General features: G+C 40.5%; 19 protein-coding genes. All 19 read right to left on the reverse strand.

What is annotated here, in order from left to right; genetic code table 11:
• Window positions 1–15 precede the first annotated feature (15 nt).
• Window positions 16–1110: a flagellar biosynthesis protein FlhB gene (flhB, locus tag ASG89_RS33630; protein ID WP_057315689.1), complete on the reverse strand. Its 1095-nt coding sequence runs from the start codon at window positions 1108–1110 to the stop codon at window positions 16–18.
• A gap of 10 nt (window positions 1111–1120) precedes the next feature.
• Window positions 1121–1921 (reverse strand): flagellar biosynthetic protein FliR, encoded by an 801-nt coding sequence (fliR, locus tag ASG89_RS33635; RefSeq protein ID WP_057315690.1) that lies wholly within the window; start codon window positions 1919–1921, stop codon window positions 1121–1123.
• Window positions 1922–1933: 12 nt separating this feature from the next.
• A complete protein-coding gene (fliQ, locus tag ASG89_RS33640; RefSeq protein ID WP_057315691.1) occupies window positions 1934–2203 on the reverse strand; it encodes a flagellar biosynthesis protein FliQ in 270 nt (89 codons plus the stop codon).
• Between the two features lie 26 nt (window positions 2204–2229).
• Complete coding sequence (fliP, locus tag ASG89_RS33645) at window positions 2230–3003, reverse strand: flagellar type III secretion system pore protein FliP (RefSeq protein ID WP_057315692.1); 774 nt, start codon at window positions 3001–3003, stop codon at window positions 2230–2232.
• Window positions 3000–3632 (reverse strand): flagellar biosynthetic protein FliO, encoded by a 633-nt coding sequence (locus ASG89_RS33650; protein WP_157276909.1) that lies wholly within the window; start codon window positions 3630–3632, stop codon window positions 3000–3002. Before ASG89_RS33650 ends, fliP begins: the two co-directional genes overlap by 4 nt.
• Before the next feature lie 48 nt (window positions 3633–3680).
• Window positions 3681–4043 (reverse strand): response regulator, encoded by a 363-nt coding sequence (locus tag ASG89_RS33655; protein ID WP_057315693.1) that lies wholly within the window; start codon window positions 4041–4043, stop codon window positions 3681–3683.
• Between the two features lie 24 nt (window positions 4044–4067).
• On the reverse strand, window positions 4068–5336 hold the full coding sequence (fliY, locus tag ASG89_RS33660; RefSeq protein ID WP_057315766.1) for a flagellar motor switch phosphatase FliY: 1269 nt from the start codon (window positions 5334–5336) through the stop codon (window positions 4068–4070).
• Window positions 5329–6327, reverse strand: a complete 999-nt coding sequence (gene fliM / locus ASG89_RS33665) for a flagellar motor switch protein FliM (RefSeq protein WP_057315694.1) — start codon at window positions 6325–6327, stop codon at window positions 5329–5331. Before fliM ends, fliY begins: the two co-directional genes overlap by 8 nt.
• Window positions 6328–6362: 35 nt before the next feature.
• Window positions 6363–6848 carry a flagellar basal body-associated FliL family protein gene (locus tag ASG89_RS33670; protein WP_057315695.1) on the reverse strand — a complete coding sequence of 162 codons (486 nt, stop codon included), beginning with the start codon at window positions 6846–6848 and terminating at the stop codon, window positions 6363–6365.
• On the reverse strand, window positions 6849–7070 hold the full coding sequence (locus tag ASG89_RS33675; RefSeq protein WP_057315696.1) for a flagellar FlbD family protein: 222 nt from the start codon (window positions 7068–7070) through the stop codon (window positions 6849–6851).
• Between the two features lie 61 nt (window positions 7071–7131).
• Window positions 7132–7950, reverse strand: coding sequence for a flagellar basal body rod protein FlgG (gene flgG / locus ASG89_RS33680; RefSeq protein ID WP_057315697.1), 819 nt, complete (start codon window positions 7948–7950; stop codon window positions 7132–7134).
• A gap of 95 nt (window positions 7951–8045) precedes the next feature.
• Window positions 8046–8429: a TIGR02530 family flagellar biosynthesis protein gene (locus tag ASG89_RS33685; protein ID WP_057315698.1), complete on the reverse strand. Its 384-nt coding sequence runs from the start codon at window positions 8427–8429 to the stop codon at window positions 8046–8048.
• Window positions 8426–8869: a flagellar hook assembly protein FlgD gene (gene flgD / locus ASG89_RS33690; RefSeq protein ID WP_057315699.1), complete on the reverse strand. Its 444-nt coding sequence runs from the start codon at window positions 8867–8869 to the stop codon at window positions 8426–8428. The genes ASG89_RS33685 and flgD overlap by 4 nt, the downstream gene beginning before the upstream one ends.
• Before the next feature lie 33 nt (window positions 8870–8902).
• The gene (locus tag ASG89_RS33695) at window positions 8903–10354 is read right to left on the reverse strand and encodes a flagellar hook-length control protein FliK (protein WP_057315700.1); all 1452 of its coding nucleotides are present in this window, start codon (window positions 10352–10354) and stop codon (window positions 8903–8905) included.
• A gap of 33 nt (window positions 10355–10387) precedes the next feature.
• Window positions 10388–11305 (reverse strand): MotE family protein, encoded by a 918-nt coding sequence (locus ASG89_RS33700; protein ID WP_057315701.1) that lies wholly within the window; start codon window positions 11303–11305, stop codon window positions 10388–10390.
• 23 nt (window positions 11306–11328) lie between these two features.
• Window positions 11329–11772 (reverse strand): flagellar export protein FliJ, encoded by a 444-nt coding sequence (gene fliJ / locus ASG89_RS33705; protein WP_057315702.1) that lies wholly within the window; start codon window positions 11770–11772, stop codon window positions 11329–11331.
• Between the two features lie 9 nt (window positions 11773–11781).
• Entirely contained in the window at window positions 11782–13110 is a 1329-nt protein-coding gene (fliI, locus tag ASG89_RS33710; protein WP_057315703.1) for a flagellar protein export ATPase FliI, read from the reverse strand.
• Window positions 13110–13934 carry a FliH/SctL family protein gene (locus tag ASG89_RS33715; RefSeq protein ID WP_057315704.1) on the reverse strand — a complete coding sequence of 275 codons (825 nt, stop codon included), beginning with the start codon at window positions 13932–13934 and terminating at the stop codon, window positions 13110–13112. The genes fliI and ASG89_RS33715 overlap by 1 nt, the downstream gene beginning before the upstream one ends.
• Window positions 13927–14943 carry a flagellar motor switch protein FliG gene (gene fliG, locus ASG89_RS33720; protein ID WP_057315705.1) on the reverse strand — a complete coding sequence of 339 codons (1017 nt, stop codon included), beginning with the start codon at window positions 14941–14943 and terminating at the stop codon, window positions 13927–13929. The genes ASG89_RS33715 and fliG overlap by 8 nt, the downstream gene beginning before the upstream one ends.
• Window positions 14944–14945 lie beyond the last annotated feature (2 nt).

Here is a 14945-nt window from a genome sequence, read left to right on the forward strand (position 1 = left end):
GCACCTCCCTCTACGTTAATTCGTCTTACCCTTTATCTTATATACATACGCTAGTACTTCTGCAACAGCTTGGAATAAATCCGCTGGAATAGCATCACCAATCTCAACCTGTGCAAAAATCGCTCGAGCAAGCGGCTTATTTTCCATTGTCATAACGCCATTCTGTTTGGCGACTTCTTTAATTTTTAAGGCAACATAATCTGCCCCTTTTGCAATAACCGTTGGAGCCTGCATATCTTTCGCATCATATTTCAATGCTACTGCGAAGTGAGTTGGGTTGGTTATGATAACATCGGCCTTAGGAACTTCCTGCATCATTCGTTGCATGGCCATTTGACGTTGTTTGGCACGAATCTTCCCCTTGATGAGAGGATCGCCTTCACTTTTCTTATACTCATCTTTAATATCCTGTTTGGACATTTTAAGACTTTTTTCATGCTCATATTTTTGATAAATAAAATCAAAAATCGCTAAAACGATTAGAATAGCACCGATTTTGATTCCTAAACTTAGCGTAACCGAAGCAATAAAGGAAAATGTATTCTCCAAAGGTGTATGCCCAAGCCCTAACAGCCTTGCTTTTTGCGCCATTAATGTAGTATAAACCGCATAGCCGATGATCAACATTTTCAAAGTCGACTTTAGAAAATCCATCACTGTTCGCAGCGAAAAAATCCGTTTAAAACCACTGATCGGATTAATCTTGTCAAACTTCATCATTAAAGGCTCTCCGATGAACATAAAACCAATTTGCGCGTAGTTTGCTATGAAAGCGATCAGAACGACTAGTAAAAAGATTGGAGACAAAATGATCAAGCCTTGTTTCGTTAAATCCGTGAATAACACTTGTACGTTACCTACTGTTAAATCCATGCCTAATTGATTCTCATATACATCCCGAAAGATATGAATAATTCTTCCTTTCATAAAAGAACCAAACATTAGAAATGCCACAAATGAAAAAAGTAAAATGAAAGCCGCGGGCAAGTCCATACTTTTTGCAACTTGACCCTTATTTCTGGCATCTTGTCTTTTCTTGGCAGTAGCAGGCTCCGTTTTTTCCCCAGCAAACCATTGTAAATCAAGTTGTAAACGAAGTTGTTGGGACACGGTACTCCTCCTACTTAGGTGTTATCTGCGGCGACCCGCCAATAATATGAAGCATTTGCTCCATATAGTCAAACATAATACCGAACAATTGCTGAAATTGTGAAATTAACCCTGGGAATACAATGACAAGCAGGAAAAATCCAAGAATCATTTTAAGCGGCGCCCCAATTACAAAAATATTAAATTGTGGTGCAACCCTTGTCAGAAGACCTAAACCTAAATCAGTTAGAAATAATGCTGCAACGATGGGAGCTGCGAGTTGGAAAGACAGATAAAACATTTTGGAGAGTGATTTAAATAAAAAATCTGAGATTTGTCCTTCGTAAATGCGACTAAACAATGCGTTATCAATTGGCACCCATTTATAACTGTCTATTATCGCCCTGATTAAGAAATGATGACCGTCAAAGGACAGGAACAATAGAACGGCAATCATATACTTCAAGTTGCCGAGCATTGGCGTTGAAGCACCTGTTAAAGGGTCAATTACACTGGCCATACTAAATCCAATTTGCATATCCATAAATGAACCAGCAGTTTGAACAACCGTGAAGAATAAATAAGCAATAAAACCTAATATGATCCCAATTAGCATTTCACGAATAATCAAAAGCAAGTAAACACCATCAATAGGTACGGACTTCTCCATCCCCAACGTCGCGAAAATAATCAATGATATAAAAATGGAAAGTCCCACTTTAAACACCATTGGAATATTTCTAGAAGAAAGTATAGGGACCACGACAAAAAAAGATGTAATTCGACAAAAAATAAGCAGAAAAATAGGGATCATTTGAATAATTGCTGGCATTTTACTCACAACCTAACCAACGAATTTGTAAAGATTGTTGAGTAGATTAAAGGTAAAATCAACTAAAGTATTCATTATCCATGATCCAAAGATAAGGATTGAAAACAATACAGCAACGATTTTTGGAACAAAGGCAAGTGTTTGCTCTTGAATCTGTGTCGTTGCCTGAAAAATACTAATGGCTAAACCAACAATTAATCCAATTAGCAGCATTGGCGCACTAGCTTTAAGAACGGTGTACACAGCCTCGCCAGCAATTCGTATTACAAACTCCGAACCCATCTAGATTCCCTCCGATATCTTGGTTATTAACCGTAGCTTAAGAGTAACGATCTCACCACAAGATACCAACCATCTACAAGAATAAAAAGAAGGATTTTGAATGGAAGTGAAATCATCACGGGCGGGAGCATCATCATCCCCATTGCCATTAACGTGCTAGATACAACCATATCTATGACCAAGAATGGAATGAAAATCATGAATCCCATTTGGAACGCTGATTTTAATTCACTTATGGCATAGGCAGGTACTAGAGATGTGAGAGGTATGTCTTCAACACCTGTAGGAGCTTTTGCTTTGGAATAATCGAGAAACAGCTTCAAATCTTTCTGACGAGTATGTTTAAACATAAACTTCTTCATAGGCAAAGATGCCGTTTGAAAAGCCTGAGTTTGATTGATTTCACCTTTTAAATAAGGCTGAAGTGCTGTCTGATTAACTTCCCCTAAAGTAGGAGACATAATAAAAAAGGTTAAAAACAGAGCGAGTCCGATTAAAACCTGATTAGGTGGCATTTGTTGAGTTCCTAATGACGTTCGAACAAAACCCAATACAATCACTATTCGTGTAAAACTCGTCATTAAAATTAGAAAAGATGGGGCTAGACTTAATACCGTTAGTAACAAAAGGAGCGTTACGGTATTCGATGATCCCCCCGTTGCTGTGCTCGTCCCAATATTGACATTTAAACCTGGAATCGGGTTCGTTAGATCCGTTTCGGCAGCAGAAGCAGTTAATGACAGTAGGAACATGGATATCACAGTGAGCAGCAATAAACCAATTATTTTATTTCTTTTCATTCTTCATTCAACCGATCTGTTTGTTTTTGATCAGACAACCATTCTTCAACATTCTTATTCCGATCTGTTACACGCTTTAATTTATCATGAAATACTTGTTGAAACGAAGAAGTAATCTCTACTTCCTCTTCTATATCGTTCTTCTTTCGTGGGAGCTTGCTGATCCACTTGCTTATTGTGCCAAAGCCCATTCGATCATCCTGCGATGAATGTAAGAGATCTGTGATATAAGCTACTTCATCGGCGTCAATGATTTTATCCAATAACTGAATGTTCTCACCAACGCCAACAACGAAGAGCGAATGCCCAATCTCTACAATTTGAATGGATTTATTTTGACCAAGGGGAACTCCCCCTAAAGAACGAATCGAGTTCCCAAACATTGTACCTTTATTTTTCTTAGCCACATACCTCATCAGTACATAAAAAAGAATAATGATAAATGCAAGTACCAAAATTACCTTAACAACCATCAATACTGAATCCGCTGATCCCATCGAACTCGGATAATCAGACATAGGATCCTCTTTATTCGGTTCTGTCTCGGCATTTACAACATTACTTGTGTAGAGCATGGCCATACAACTGAGAATAGTTAAGTATGCTTTATTCGATTGAAGTCTTTTCATAATAACAACCCTTTCGGTTTATGTAAGACTCAACCGAATCCGAACGGTTTAACCTAGAGTCTTTTTGATAGCTTCGATAACGCGATCAGCTTGGAATGGTTTAACGATGAAGTCTTTCGCCCCTGCTTGAATGGCATCAATAACCATAGCTTGTTGACCCATCGCAGAACACATAATTACTTTCGCGTTTGGTTCAATTTTCTTAATTTCTTTTAATGCTTGAATGCCGTCCATTTCTGGCATCGTGATATCCATCGTAATTAAATCTGGTTTCAACTCTTTATATTTTTCGATAGCTTGAGCTCCATCATTCGCCTCGCCACATACTTCATAACCATTTTTAGATAAAATATCACGAATCATCATTCTCATAAAAGCTGCATCATCCACAATTAGAATACGGTTAGACATTGAAAATATCCCCCTAAAATTAAATTATTGTAATTTTTGAATTCGTTCCCATTGATTAACAATGTCAGTTACACGAACCCCAAAATTCTCATCGATAACTACAACTTCACCTTTGGCTATCAACTTATTATTCACCAAGATGTCTACCGGTTCACCAGCAAGCTTGTCCAACTCAATAATAGACCCCTGAGACAGTTCTAAGATGTCTTTAATCACCTTATTCGTTCTGCCCAATTCTACAGTTACCTTAAGTGGTATGTCGAGAAGTAAATTCAGGTTTGTATCATCAGCTTGCGTGTATGAGCCTGATTGTAAATTACCAAACTGAACAGGTTGAACATTCACATTACGATTTGGCATTCCACCAAACGCAGCTGGAGGCTGTTGTTGATACATCGGCTGCTGCGGTGGATACATCGGTTGTTGTGGCGGATACATCGGCTGACCCATTGGGGGCTGCTGATACATCGGTTGCTCATACATTGGTTGTTGGTACACAGGTTGCTCATACATTGGTGCTGGTTGCGATTTAGGAGCTTCTTGCACAGGTGGAGCTACGACTGGTGGTGCTTGAGCCGCCGGTGCAGCTTCCATTGCTGATTCAGTATCACCACCACCCATTAAGATCGATACCATTTCTTTGGCGAAAGGAACAGGCAACAACTGCATAATATTGGAATCAATAAGATCGCCAATGGCAAGTCGGAACGATATCTTTATAAATACGTCCTCGTCAGGCAGTTTTCCTTCTCCTTTCGACAAATTTAATATGTCGATTCCTGGTGGAGAGATATTGACAAATCGATTAAATATGGTAGACATGGATGTAGCTGATGAACCCATCATCTGATTCATAGCTTCTTGTACCGCACTGATATGAATTTCACTAAGATTTTCATCACCGCCAGTGCCGTCTCCACCCATCATAAGATCAGCGATAACTTGAGCATCTTTGGTTTGGATAACTAGCAAGTTAATGCCATCGAACCCATCTACATAGTTCACATGTACGGCAACATGAGGTCTTGGAAACTGTTCTTCCAATTCTTCTTTACCGATGACTGACACCTTAGGTGTCGTAATATCTACTTTCTTGCCCAAAAGCGTAGACAACGCTGTCGCGGCGCTGCCGAATGTAATATTACCTATTTCCCCAAGTGCATCCTGCTCGAGTGGGGATAAAAAATCTTCTACTTGCGGAGGCCCATGAAATGAAGAGACAGAACTTTCTTCAGATGATTGTCTCAATAAAGCGTCGATCTCTTCCTGCGACAAATAATCTCTGTTATTCATCATATTCTTCTTCTCCTTCATTCACGATTTCTGTAATTTGTACAGCCATCTTCCCTTTTACGGTACCAGGGCTTCCGAGATATTTCAGCTTCTCGCCCACTTTGACTTGAAGCGAATCTTCGACGGATTTATGCAGAGGGATTACATCGCCAATTGTTAATCCTAAGAAATCACGAATAGAAATTTCAGACGATCCCAATTCTGCAATGAGAGGTAACTTGGTTTTTTCCAAGCGGGATTGAAGTGCTTCCACTTCTTCAGGTGCTCTCGTCTTCTTCTGGGAAACAAACCAGTGATGCACAGACAGCCGAGGCATGATAGGTTCAATTACAACATGAGGAATACATAGGTTGATCATACCCGTTGTGTCCCCGATTTTGGTGCTCAGCGATATTAATGCAATCGTTTCATTGGGAGAAACAATTTGCATAAACTGCGGATTCGTTTCTAGTGCCTCTAAACGAGGTTGAATATCAATAACGGTCTTCCAAGCTTCTTGCAAGCTATCAAATGCTCGACTGAAAATACGCTCCATAACAATCGTTTCAATCTCGGTTAGTGCATTAATTTTAGTTGGCGTCGTACCTGCTCCGCCTAGTAATCGATCCAACATAGCAAAGGCAACATTGGGATGTACCTCAAGTACCATTCGACCCTCTAAAGGCTCTGCTTCAAAGATGTTCAAAATGGTCATTTTCGGGATCGATCGAATAAATTCATCATAAGGCAATTGTTCAACTTGAACCACACTGATTTGCACGAAAGTACGCAGTTGCGCTGAAAAATAGGTTGTTAAGAAACGTGCGAAATTTTCATGAATTCGAGTTAAACTACGTATATGATCTTTCGAAAAGCGCACTGCTCTCTTAAAATCATAAGCCCTTACCTTCTTCTGAGTATCCTCTTTCTTAAGTTCATCTGCATCCATTTCCCCAGAGGACAACGCAGCTAGCAAGGCATCGATCTCATTTTGCGATAAAACATCAACCATTCGAGTCACCTCCTTTGAGCAAAATCATTTACGAGTTACTGTAGCACTTTATCAGTAATCCAAATTTGTTTGATTTTACCTTCATGCAATAATGGGTTTAGTTTGTTCATTATTGTAGAAGTTAAACTATCTGACCCTTTGCTTCCTTCAATTTGCTCCTTTGTCATATCACCAAGGATCTGGACTATCGTTCCCTTAACGGCTGAATCGAGCAAACTATCGAATTCAGCTTTGGCCTTTGAATTTTCCATTTCAAAAGCAAAGCTTATTTTAATGAAATTCTGACTGCCTGATAAATTCGTTAAAATATCCTTAATGATAGATGTGTTAGCCTTAACAGTCTCTGCAGATGGCGCTTTCGTAGGCTTCACACTCGCAACAGCATCCTGAGCCTTCACAGCAGGATCTGTGGATTCACTTTTCTTCTCCATAAAATTCCACAACACAAATGCTGCAGTGAGAATTAGTGTGATAGCAATAAGGATGGAAACAATGAGTATAAATATTTTGTTCTTAAACACTTATGAACCCTCCGTATCCCTGGACTGTATTGTCGCTCGGACGGAACCAATGTCTTGCATGTAGGTCCGCACTAAGCTTACCACAACCTCTGCCTTTTCGAGAACTGTGATTTTCTTGCCTGTCGTCAATGTAATCATGGTATCCGGAGTTTCTTCGATAAGCTCGATCAAAATTGCATTCAAGATAATCGGTCTACCATTTAAGCGAGTGAGAGAAATCATCCTTCTCCTCCTGAATCAGGGTAAGGGGAGCTAAGCCCCCCTCTTGTCAATCAATTACTCATTATTGCTTAAGATTTACAACCTCTTGCAGAATTTGATCGGAAGTTGTAATAATTCTGGAGTTAGCTTGGAAACCACGCTGTGCAATAATCATTTCAGTGAATTCACCAGTTAAGTCAACGTTAGACATTTCTAGTTGCCCAGAGACAAGTGTTCCTGTTCCCGTTTCTGGATCACCAGGTGATCCAACTGTTATTTCGGGCTCTGGATTTGCGTTTGCAGTCATTTGATACAAGTTCCCACCGATTTTCTCAAGACCAGCAGGGTTGATTACTTTCACAACGCCAACTCGTTGCCCTGTATTAACTGTTTCTCCATCTGCATTGACGCCAATGATGTCACCATTTTGTGCAATCGAGAATGAGACGATACCTTCTGGAATCACAATGGGACCTGCATCCTCGGCGCCCATAACATGAAGCCCCTCAGAATTTACAAGGTTCCTGTTAGGATCAACAGTAAAGTTCCCCGCTCTAGTTAAAAACGGTGTAGCTTGTTCTACTGTTCCAACTGCGAAGAAACCATCACCATTCACACGTAGATCTGTTACTACATTCGTTGTCATTGCACTACCAGCTGTATGAACCGTATCAATAGCAGCTATACTAACACCTAAACCAACTTGCTGAGCATTCACGCCACCTCGGTTCTCATCTGGCGCACTTACACCTGCGACCGTCTGGCTAAGAATGTCTTTAAACATAACACGGCTACCTTTAAATCCGATGGTATTGACGTTTGCGATATTATTTCCAATAACGTCTAACTTCGTTTGAAAACCACGCATACCTGAAACGCCTGAGTACAAAGATCTTAACATGAAGTGGCCTCCTAAATCGGATGTAAGAATATGAATTTGAGTTGCTTCTTTCGATCCACAACTCCAGGCTTCCTATACGGTCGAGCCCTGTAAATCTACGAAATTATCATTGCGCTATCAATCTGTGTAAACACATGATCATTCATTGCTTGGCCATCTAACGCAGTCACTACGGTTCGATTGGGTACATTTACGATATACCCATTCCCTGCTAAGATCAGTAGCGCATCCTTGGCACCTTTGGAGGCAGCTTTATCAATGGCATTGTTCATTTTCTCAATTTGTTCTGGTTTGAGTTGAATGCCGCGTTCTTTTAACCTAACCTCAGCATGATGACTAAATTTCACGAATTGTTCTTGGAACAATTTTTGAAAAGTAGGATTTCCAATAGTCTGTACTTGCTGGGTTGGCGTTCTTCTCGTTGAACTAGGTGAAACCGTACTAGGATATAGTTGACCTATGGATATTCTCTCTGTCATTGACTGTCCCCAGCATTTTCTATTTTCTTTAACTTATCAAGGGAAACTTCCGCGCCATTCACAGTGGCATATTGGTTCCCATCTTTAAAAGTTATCGAATCTACTATGCCAGACATCTCAGTCTCAATACCTGAAGAATCTGTTCCCGTCCACGAGATGGACTTGCCAATCAAACCAGACACAAATCCTAAGGATTGCCTCATCAGCTTCATTTCACTAGCCATATTCGTTAATTGCTCAACTGAAGTAAATTGTGCCATTTGTGCGATAAACTCTTTGTCCTGTAAAGGCTGTGTTGGATCTTGATTCTGAAGCTGTGTAATCAAAATTTTCAGGAAATCATCCTTGCCCAAAGTCGTACTATTTTTATCCTTGGTTTTCGCATTATTCCCTGTATTGATCAGATCAGTTACATTACCAACGATTGGGTTTGAAGCCATACATTCACCTCCAACAATTCATTCTACTTCCATTTAGGCAATGACATCGAAGGAATTACCGTTTGCATTATTGCGCAGCTGTGCAATTTGTTCCATATCTTCTTTAAAATGGGTAGCATCCACTTCAACTTCACTCGAGCGATTTTTGGTTTGTTGTTGTGATTGATTGAAGCTTTGCGATTGACGTTGTTCTTGGAACATGCTCGAAGACATATTTGGGCTTTGAGTAACTTCTAGTTTCTCAACCTGTAAGCCTTGTGTAAGTAACGCTTGACGCAATTGAGGCAACTGACTTTCTAACATTTGTTTACCTGCTAGGGTATCGGCCGCAAACTGGGCAAATAGTTGTCCATCATGCATAGAAATTTTCACATCTACATGTCCCAAATTCTTTGGAAACAAAGATAGTTTTGCCTCAGAAAACCCTTCAGACATCGTAATTTTCATGTTTTTCAATACATGTGTAGTCATCTCTTCTGTGAAATTAGCGGCTGTTAACACCGGTACTGGCGTTTTGTCAGCTGCAATCGTCGCTTGCTGAGATTTCTGTAAATCACCAATCGTGACAATCGAATTTGTTCCCGAAGTAGTCTCAATAGGTAAATCAACAAGTGGTGGATTTGTCGTTTCCGAGATGTCATAATACTGTTCACTAACAACTGATGGAACATGCTTAATTGCAAATTTCTCTTGTTTTGGTTGAAGTGATTGCAGATTTACGGAAAGACTGCTATCTAGCAACGAGTCGTTTTCACTTTTGTTTATGTACTTATTGGAAGCAATTCTCCCATTCGGTGAAGTGTTATCTTTAGCTCCATTAACAGGCACAATTGACTCCATTGCAAGATTAGATACGTCGCCAGCAGTTAACTTCTGAGTGTTTCCTACTTCTGCTAAGATCTCTGGAAGTAATGGTTGAATCGTATTCGCGAGTTCTGTATTCAAGAAGTTTAGAATCGAATTATCAGGTTGTTGCTTGGATAAAGTTGATAGTGTTAATAGTGTACTTTGTGCAGTTAGAATCAATGAATTGTTGGTAGACTGCTGCCACATCGCAAGATTTCCAGCTCCGAGTGTGTTTGGCGTGTTACTCAGTGCAGCTAATAAATCTTCTGCATCGTCAAACCACTTTTTGACTTTAGGATCTTGCAATAACTTGTCAGCTAGTGAAGGATTACTATTCATTGCTTCTATCAGCAACTCAGGTAATGCACCATCCGACAAAATCGTTTTTGATTCTTTAGCCACATCAGCCACATCCGTTTGAATCGGCATTACCAGGTTTTGAAGCATTTGCAACATCATGCTCATTGAAAGCTCAGACTCTGAAGTCGAATCTTCGACCATTGGTACATTCTCCTGAGACGTTTGGCCAGAAAGTAGTGCTGAAAAGCTATCCGTTGTTCCATTTCCTTTGGAAGTCCCTTTGCCTGCAGCTAGTGCTCCTGGTTGTGTTACCGGTACTGAAGTCATCTGTACGTCCATTTATTTCACCTCCCTTCCTAATTTACTTGCAAGTTACGGAACAAGCTTTGCAGCAATGGAAGCTGCCATTTCCTTATCAGCATCTGAGAGGGCGGACATCACTTTAGAACGTGATGAGTTATCCATCCCACTTAGAATAGATAACACTTTGGCTGGATTTGATTTGTTCATTTCAAGCAGAACATTTGATGCACTTTTTGGTGTCATATTTGCAAAAGTTTGTCCAAGATCTGAAGTACTTACCGTACTTGTCGCTGCCTTGGCATCATTCGTGTTATTCGTTGCTAATCTTTCTTGTAAAGCAGCTATTTCTTTGTCACGAACAGGTACGATATCTTTTAATCCGATGGAAGCAGCGGCCGCTTTAGCAGCATCCATTTTTTCAAGAATCGCTCCGCGATTATCTGCTTTCATCATAGAGAACACCAGCACCATTTCGCTCGGAGTCAATGCCTCAATAATAGGTGCAACTTTACTTGGCGTCATTTTTGCGTACATATTGGCAAGCTGTGTGATTTGATTCGTGTATTCTTCTTCTGATTGAGTTTTATCTTTTAATTTCTCCTCAAGTTCGGCAACCTTTGCAACAGCTGCCTTTAGAGAAACGTCTTTATTCTCAGTCGTCGAATCTGCTTTTTGCAATGCTGCTGTCAATTCATTTACACGGGCATTCAGCTTCGCAATCTCATCATCTTGAACCTTTGCGCTTTGCTCCGAGGATGTTGCTTTACCTTCTGCAGTCACAGGTGCAGTTTCTTTCGGTGCTGGTACTATTAATCCAACGACAGGCGTATTGTGCAATGCTTTTTGAATACTACTTTTGATATCATAATCAAAAATGGAAAGCAGCACGAAGAGTAGAACTGCCGTAAACACAAAGGGGATGACAAACCATATCAAAAATCGCTCCAGTGCACTATAAGATGCACCCTCTACGCTTGTATCGGCCATCTCTTCGTCCCTCCTTTTCTAGCTTAATACGATAAACGCCTGAAACGATTCGTGGCCATTTCATCAAGAGCATCTTGCTCTTTTTTAGCGATCATGACTTGGAATTGGTTATGCGCTTTTTCTCTTGCTTTGGTCCATACCTTTTCATCTATCATTTTCACCGACAAATGTTCTTGCTTCTCAGTCACGATATGTTTCGCTTGTTTAACATCCTGATGCTTTCGAGCAATTTGTTTATCCACATGATTCATGTAACTTTGCATGAGAAGCATGTTCGATATTGACACAGAATGGTTAGTTGCTTGAATCATTTCATTGTGCAAATTTTCCTTCTGCTCGAACAATCCATGTAAGCTCGTTTCTTCATTCCGTAACTGCCCCATTGCCTCAGATAAAATCCATTCTGCTTGAGTTCGTTCATTATTCTTCAGATCGACAATTTGCTGGAAAGAGTAGCGAAAACTCATCTAGGACCCTCATCCCTTATAAAATTCTTGGATTAATCGCTCTTGCGCTTCTTCGTATGTTAGTTTTTCACTTGTTCGTTGTTTCGTGAAATTCCAAATGGCTTCGATATTTTCCATTGCTATATCGATATTAGGATTAGAACCTTTCTGATACGCCCCGATATTAATAAGATCTTCCGAATCTTTATATATAGAGAGAAGACGCTTAAGTTGATCGGCAGCTTCCATATGTTCTGTTGGCACGATTTCTTTCATAACTCGACTGACACTTGATAATACATCGATTGCAGGATAATGACCTTTGTTCGCAATACTGCGATTCAGAACGATATGACCATCTAAGATTCCTCGGACAGCATCTGCAATCGGCTCGTTCATATCATCACCGTCGACAAGCACGGTGTAAAATGCAGTAATAGAGCCCTTCGCACCTGTACCTGAACGTTCTAATAGTCTAGGCAGCATAGCGAACACCGAAGGCGTGTATCCACGCGTAGCTGGGGGTTCACCAACGGCTAGTCCCACTTCACGTTGCGCCATAGCAAATCGTGTTACGGAATCCATCATCATCATGACATTTAAGCCGCGATCTCGAAAATATTCAGCAATACTTGTTGCAATCATTGCGCCTTTAATCCGAATTAATGCAGGTTGGTCAGATGTTGCCACAATTACAACTGATCTAGCCAACCCCTCTGGACCAAGATCACGTTCTATGAAATCCAACACTTCTCTGCCGCGCTCTCCAATGAGAGCAATGACATTGACATCTGCTGAAGTATTTCGTGCAATCATACCCATTAAAGTACTTTTCCCAACACCAGAACCTGCAAAAATACCAACACGCTGCCCTTTACCGATTGTCAATAATCCGTCGATACAGCGTACGCCAACTGAAATTGGATTGAGAACACGTGGACGTGTTAATGGATTGCTCGGTGTATTATTTGTCGAATACTGCGCCATCCTAGAAGGCAGATAAGAACCATCTAATGGTTGACCTAGACCGTCTAAAACTTTTCCCAACAACTCATGTCCAACCTGGACTGTTAATGGTTTTCCTGTGCCAACAACATCGCAACCAGGACCGATAGCATCAAGATCGCCAAGCGGCATTAAAATAACTTTATTGCTTCGAAAACCAACCACTTCTGCTTTTAATGGTTTATTTGATTTATGCGGATAGATATAACACAGATCACCTATACTGACATCAGGTCCCTCAGATTCAACTGTAAGTCCAATAACTTGCGTCACCTTACCGTTTACCCTAATTGGATCAATCGTTTGTAAAACTTCTTTGTATTTATCCACGTTCGGGATCGACGTCTGTGTCATTAGGATTCCTCACTTTGTACGGCCAGTTGCTGAAGCGCTGACTTAATTTCTTTCAGCTGCGTATCTAGTCTAGCATCGATGCTTCCGTACGAAGACCGTATAACACATCCTTGATCTTGCACCGAAGAATCCGGAATAATTTCGAGCTCTGCCTGCGAATCAATCGACGTGATCAATTCTTCTCTTGCATCCTGGATATATGCAAATTGAGAAGGCGCTACACATAAGGTGATAATTCCTTTTTCACGTCTGCGTGCAAGTACTTTTTGAATGAACTCTATCACCCAACCAGGCTCGAGAGAAAGTTGACGCGCAATAATCTTTTCTGCGATAGATGTGCTTAATTCAATTAGAAATGGTTCCGACTCTTGGATGATTTGTTGCTTCAGCTTATATGACTGTTCAAGAATCGAACTAGCTTCAGCAAGCATATCATCATACTCTTTTCGAAGAGCACTTTCCGCTTGAATGACGCCTTGACCATAACCATCATCATATCCAGCTTGCTTAGATAAGTTCACTAACTCTACATCCTCAGCGCGCTTACTTTCCCACCAGCTTGCAATGTCTCTTTCAGTTTCTTGGCGGATTAAGGCACACTCTCGCTTTGCCTCTTCAATCTGTTCGCTGGCAAATGCTTCTGCATCCTCCAAAATTTGATTCTTTAGTAAGGTTGCATCATTGATCTCAATTTGCATTTCCTCAGAGATACCATCATCAACAGATGGCGTGTCTGTCTTAATCGCTGTAAGAAATGAAATCGTCTCAACAATCTTTTTATCTTCAATTGGATAATATGCGAATGATTTAATGACATTAGACAATAATATCATCTCCTCCACCACGTGCGATGATGATTTCACCCGACTCTTCTAAACGACGGATCGTAGCCACGATACGGGTTTGTGCTTCTTCCACGTCACGTAGTCGTACAGGTCCCATAAATTCCATTTCTTCTTTGAAAGTCTCTGCCATACGCTTGGACATATTTTTGAATAACACATCACGGACTTCCTCACTCGCAACTTTAAGTGCAAGCTGTAAATCAGCATTTTCAATATCGCGAATAATCCGTTGAATGGAACGATTGTCGATATTAACAATATCTTCAAATACGAACATCCGTTTCTTAATTTCTTCAGCAAGCTCTGGATCTTGGATTTCTAATGAATCTAGAATCGTTCGTTCTGTTCCGCGATCGACACCATTCAAGATTTGAACGATAGATGCGATACCACCAGCATTTGTATAATCTTGTGTAACGGTCGAAGAAAGCTTCTGCTCTAGCACGCGTTCAACCTGCGAAATAACTTCAGGTGATGTACTATCCATAAGTGCAATCCGCTTAGCAACATCAGCTTGTTTCTCCTGCGGGAGTGACGACAAGATGATAGATGCTTGTTCGGCTTGCAGATAAGATAATACGAGTGCAATAGTCTGAGAATTCTCATTCTGAATGAAGTTGAGAATTTGTGCTGGGTCTGCTTTCCGTGCAAAGTCAAACGGTCTAACTTGAAGTGTAGCTGTCAAGCGATTGATAATATCAAGCGCTTTCTGTGAGCCTAGTGCTTTCTCCAAAATATCCTTGGCATAGGCGATACCACCTTGTGAAATAAATTCTTGTGCCAAACAAATTTGATGAAACTCAGCTAGAATTGCATCCTTTTCTAAGGTGTCTACTTTACGCACATTCGCTATTTCAAGAGTTAATTGTTCAATTTCTTCTTCACGTAAATGCTTGAAAATTTGTGCAGAAACCTCAGGGCCTAAACTGATCAAAAGAATGGCTGCCTTTTGTCGTCCGGTCAACCCTTGTAAAGCGGCTCTGGCCATAC

It is taken from the genome of Paenibacillus sp. Soil766 (genome assembly GCF_001428105.1).
Classification (GTDB): domain Bacteria; phylum Bacillota; class Bacilli; order Paenibacillales; family NBRC-103111; genus Paenibacillus_E.

Coding starts and splice junctions, on each gene's coding strand:
- fliR (WP_057315690.1), bottom strand. CDS start 1,921: ATGCCAGCAATTATTCAAATGATCCCTATTTTTCTGCTTATTTTTTGT.
- fliQ (WP_057315691.1), bottom strand. CDS start 2,203: ATGGGTTCGGAGTTTGTAATACGAATTGCTGGCGAGGCTGTGTACACC.
- fliP (WP_057315692.1), bottom strand. CDS start 3,003: ATGAAAAGAAATAAAATAATTGGTTTATTGCTGCTCACTGTGATATCC.
- ASG89_RS33650 (WP_157276909.1), bottom strand. CDS start 3,632: ATGAAAAGACTTCAATCGAATAAAGCATACTTAACTATTCTCAGTTGT.
- ASG89_RS33655 (WP_057315693.1), bottom strand. CDS start 4,043: ATGTCTAACCGTATTCTAATTGTGGATGATGCAGCTTTTATGAGAATG.
- fliY (WP_057315766.1), bottom strand. CDS start 5,336: ATGAATAACAGAGATTATTTGTCGCAGGAAGAGATCGACGCTTTATTG.
- fliM (WP_057315694.1), bottom strand. CDS start 6,327: ATGGTTGATGTTTTATCGCAAAATGAGATCGATGCCTTGCTAGCTGCG.
- ASG89_RS33675 (WP_057315696.1), bottom strand. CDS start 7,070: ATGATTTCTCTCACTCGCTTAAATGGTAGACCGATTATCTTGAATGCA.
- flgG (WP_057315697.1), bottom strand. CDS start 7,950: ATGTTAAGATCTTTGTACTCAGGCGTTTCAGGTATGCGTGGTTTTCAA.
- ASG89_RS33685 (WP_057315698.1), bottom strand. CDS start 8,429: ATGACAGAGAGAATATCCATAGGTCAACTATATCCTAGTACGGTTTCA.
- flgD (WP_057315699.1), bottom strand. CDS start 8,869: ATGGCTTCAAACCCAATCGTTGGTAATGTAACTGATCTGATCAATACA.
- ASG89_RS33695 (WP_057315700.1), bottom strand. CDS start 10,354: ATGGACGTACAGATGACTTCAGTACCGGTAACACAACCAGGAGCACTA.
- ASG89_RS33700 (WP_057315701.1), bottom strand. CDS start 11,305: ATGGCCGATACAAGCGTAGAGGGTGCATCTTATAGTGCACTGGAGCGA.
- fliJ (WP_057315702.1), bottom strand. CDS start 11,772: ATGAGTTTTCGCTACTCTTTCCAGCAAATTGTCGATCTGAAGAATAAT.
- fliI (WP_057315703.1), bottom strand. CDS start 13,110: ATGACACAGACGTCGATCCCGAACGTGGATAAATACAAAGAAGTTTTA.
- fliG (WP_057315705.1), bottom strand. CDS start 14,943: ATGGCCAGAGCCGCTTTACAAGGGTTGACCGGACGACAAAAGGCAGCC.